This window comes from Mesorhizobium sp. M2A.F.Ca.ET.067.02.1.1 (assembly GCF_004023285.1).
GTDB lineage: Bacteria > Pseudomonadota > Alphaproteobacteria > Rhizobiales > Rhizobiaceae > Mesorhizobium.
Genome location: NZ_RZSB01000925.1, coordinates 1 through 2,067 on the forward strand (window position 1 = coordinate 1; position 2,067 = coordinate 2,067).

Here is a 2,067-nt window from a genome sequence, read left to right on the forward strand (position 1 = left end):
ATTCCGGCCACTGGACGGAGGCTGCCTGCGTCATCTCGCAGTTCGAGCAGCATATACGCGCCGTCGCCGGCCTGCCGCTGGGCTCGCCCGCCCGGCATTCCGATTGCGTGATGGAAAACCTGATCGGCGACGACATGCTGAAAGTGCCGGCGCTGCTCGCCGAACCCGACCTGATGCTGCATCTCTACGGCAAGGCCGAGTCGCGCCCCGGCCGCAAGATGGGCCATTTCACGCGCCTTATCAGGCAGCCATAACGCTCTATTGCATATCCTCGTCGCCGCCCGCGTCGGAGCCGGCGCAACTCGGATCGCTCAGCTTGCAGTTGGCGGAGGAGGTGAGCTGCTTCAAGCGCTCGTTGGTGAGCTTGGTCAGGCACTGCGACACCTCCATCGGATGGATGGAGCCACCCTCGCTGTCGGCGGTCGAATAAGCGCATTCGGCGTCACGAAAGGCGATCCAGGCCCGCTGCGCCGTCTGCAGCAGCCTATTCGAGGCCTGATCGTTGCTGCTGACGATGTTCTTATAGGCGGCATTGAGCCTGGCATCGGCCGCCTGGTAGTCGGCATCGGCGCAGATGTTCAGCATCGACTGGCTGTCGTCGCTGCGGTCGCAGTCCTCGGCAAACGCTGCCGGGGCGGTCGCCAGGAGAACAAGACAGGCGGGCAGAAAAAGACCGCGCATGGGAATCTCCAGTCGCTTGGGTGTGGACACCATTCCAGTCGACCTCGAGTCGCGCAATGCCGTGGCCGGTAGGGATGGCGAATATTTGACGGATCGCGCCAATTGCCCTTGTTCGGACACCGTCACGTGGTTGACACGGACGAGACTCCTCGTTTATGAGCCTCGCCAAGTTCAAAGGCGCGCTTTTTTCGGGCGCGCCTTTAAAATTCGGCCCGGGACGGGCCCTGACCGAACAGGCAAGACCATGAAGATCAAGAATTCGCTCAAGGCGCTCAAGGCGCGTCACCGCGACAACCGGCTGGTTCGCCGCAAGGGACGCATCTACATCATCAACAAGACCGCTCCGCGCTACAAGGCGCGCCAGGGCTGACGCTTGCGCGCGGCTTAGTGCATGTCGCCCAAACGCGCCAAGCGGTTTTGGGGCAACGACATGCGCAAAGAGACTACGCCGCGCCCGTTTGTTGTTGATTGCCGGTTCGCCGGCTATCGCACGCTAAAATCATTTGGACGATCCGCCGTCCGGGATTAGATTCCGGCGATGGGGATTCGTTTTGCATTTTTCGCCGCCTTTTTGCTTTCCGGCGCAGCTTTGCCTGCAGGAGCAGAAACGGTTCCGGGCGCGTTGCCTCCAGATGCCGCGCCGCCCGCCGCGACACCTCCGCCGGCCGCTCCAACCAGGCAGGGTCGCCTCGACCAGCTGTTCACCGAGTTAAAGCGCGAGCGCAACGAGAAGGCCGCCGAGCGCATCGCCGGCCGCATCTGGAACGGATGGAACCAGTCGGGCAGCGCCTCGATCGACCTGATGATGCAATGGGTGCAAAAGGCGACGGAAGACCAGAAATTCGACGTCGCGCTCGATTTCCTCGACCAGGTCGTGACCTTGCAGCCCGACTATGCCGAAGGCTGGAACCGGCGCGCCACCGTGCATTTCCTGATGAAGAATTACGGGAAGTCGATGGCCGACATCGACCGCACCCTGCAGCTCGAGCCGCGCCATTTCGGCGCGCTCTCGGGCCTGGCCCAGATCATGTCCGAGACCGGCCACAAACAGTCGGCGCTGGAGGCCTGGCAAAAGGTGCTGGCGATCTATCCGATGATGCGCAGCGCCCAGGACCAGGTTTCAACGCTTTCGGAAGAGCTCGCCGGCGAGGGCATCTGACGCGCTTACGTGCGTTTCTTCATCTTAAAGCGCGTCGCGCTAGAGCGGTTCACCGTTTCACGGAAACGGCGAACCGCTCTATCTCTTTGTTTTGACGCAATTCCGGACGGAAAACCGCGAACACTTTTCCTGGAATTGCTCTAACCGGATGCGCGCAACGGGCTTGAGGCCTCTGTCTTGATGTGGCGAAGTTCCTCGGCCTTACGCTCGACGACGGCCTCATAAGC

3 protein-coding genes and 1 pseudogene are annotated in these 2,067 nt (G+C 61.8%); 3 read left to right on the plus strand and 1 reads right to left on the minus strand.

What is annotated here, in order from left to right:
- Positions 1 to 254, plus strand: a pseudogene (locus tag EOA28_RS33765) (5-(carboxyamino)imidazole ribonucleotide synthase); the annotation flags it as partial.
- Positions 255 to 258: 4 nt separating this feature from the next.
- On the opposite strand, the gene EOA28_RS33770 reads toward EOA28_RS33765, so the two are convergent.
- A complete protein-coding gene (locus EOA28_RS33770) occupies positions 259 to 681 on the minus strand; it encodes a lysozyme inhibitor LprI family protein (protein ID WP_126080821.1) in 423 nt (140 codons plus the stop codon).
- A gap of 244 nt (positions 682 to 925) precedes the next feature.
- Between EOA28_RS33770 and ykgO the strand changes: the two genes are divergently transcribed.
- Both ykgO and EOA28_RS33780 read left to right on the plus strand, forming a co-directional pair.
- Positions 926 to 1,051, plus strand: a complete 126-nt coding sequence (ykgO, locus tag EOA28_RS33775) for a type B 50S ribosomal protein L36 (protein ID WP_040974291.1) — start codon at positions 926 to 928, stop codon at positions 1,049 to 1,051.
- A 168-nt stretch (positions 1,052 to 1,219) separates the two neighbouring features.
- On the plus strand, positions 1,220 to 1,840 hold the full coding sequence (locus EOA28_RS33780) for a hypothetical protein (protein ID WP_127250540.1): 621 nt from the start codon (positions 1,220 to 1,222) through the stop codon (positions 1,838 to 1,840).
- Positions 1,841 to 2,067 lie beyond the last annotated feature (227 nt).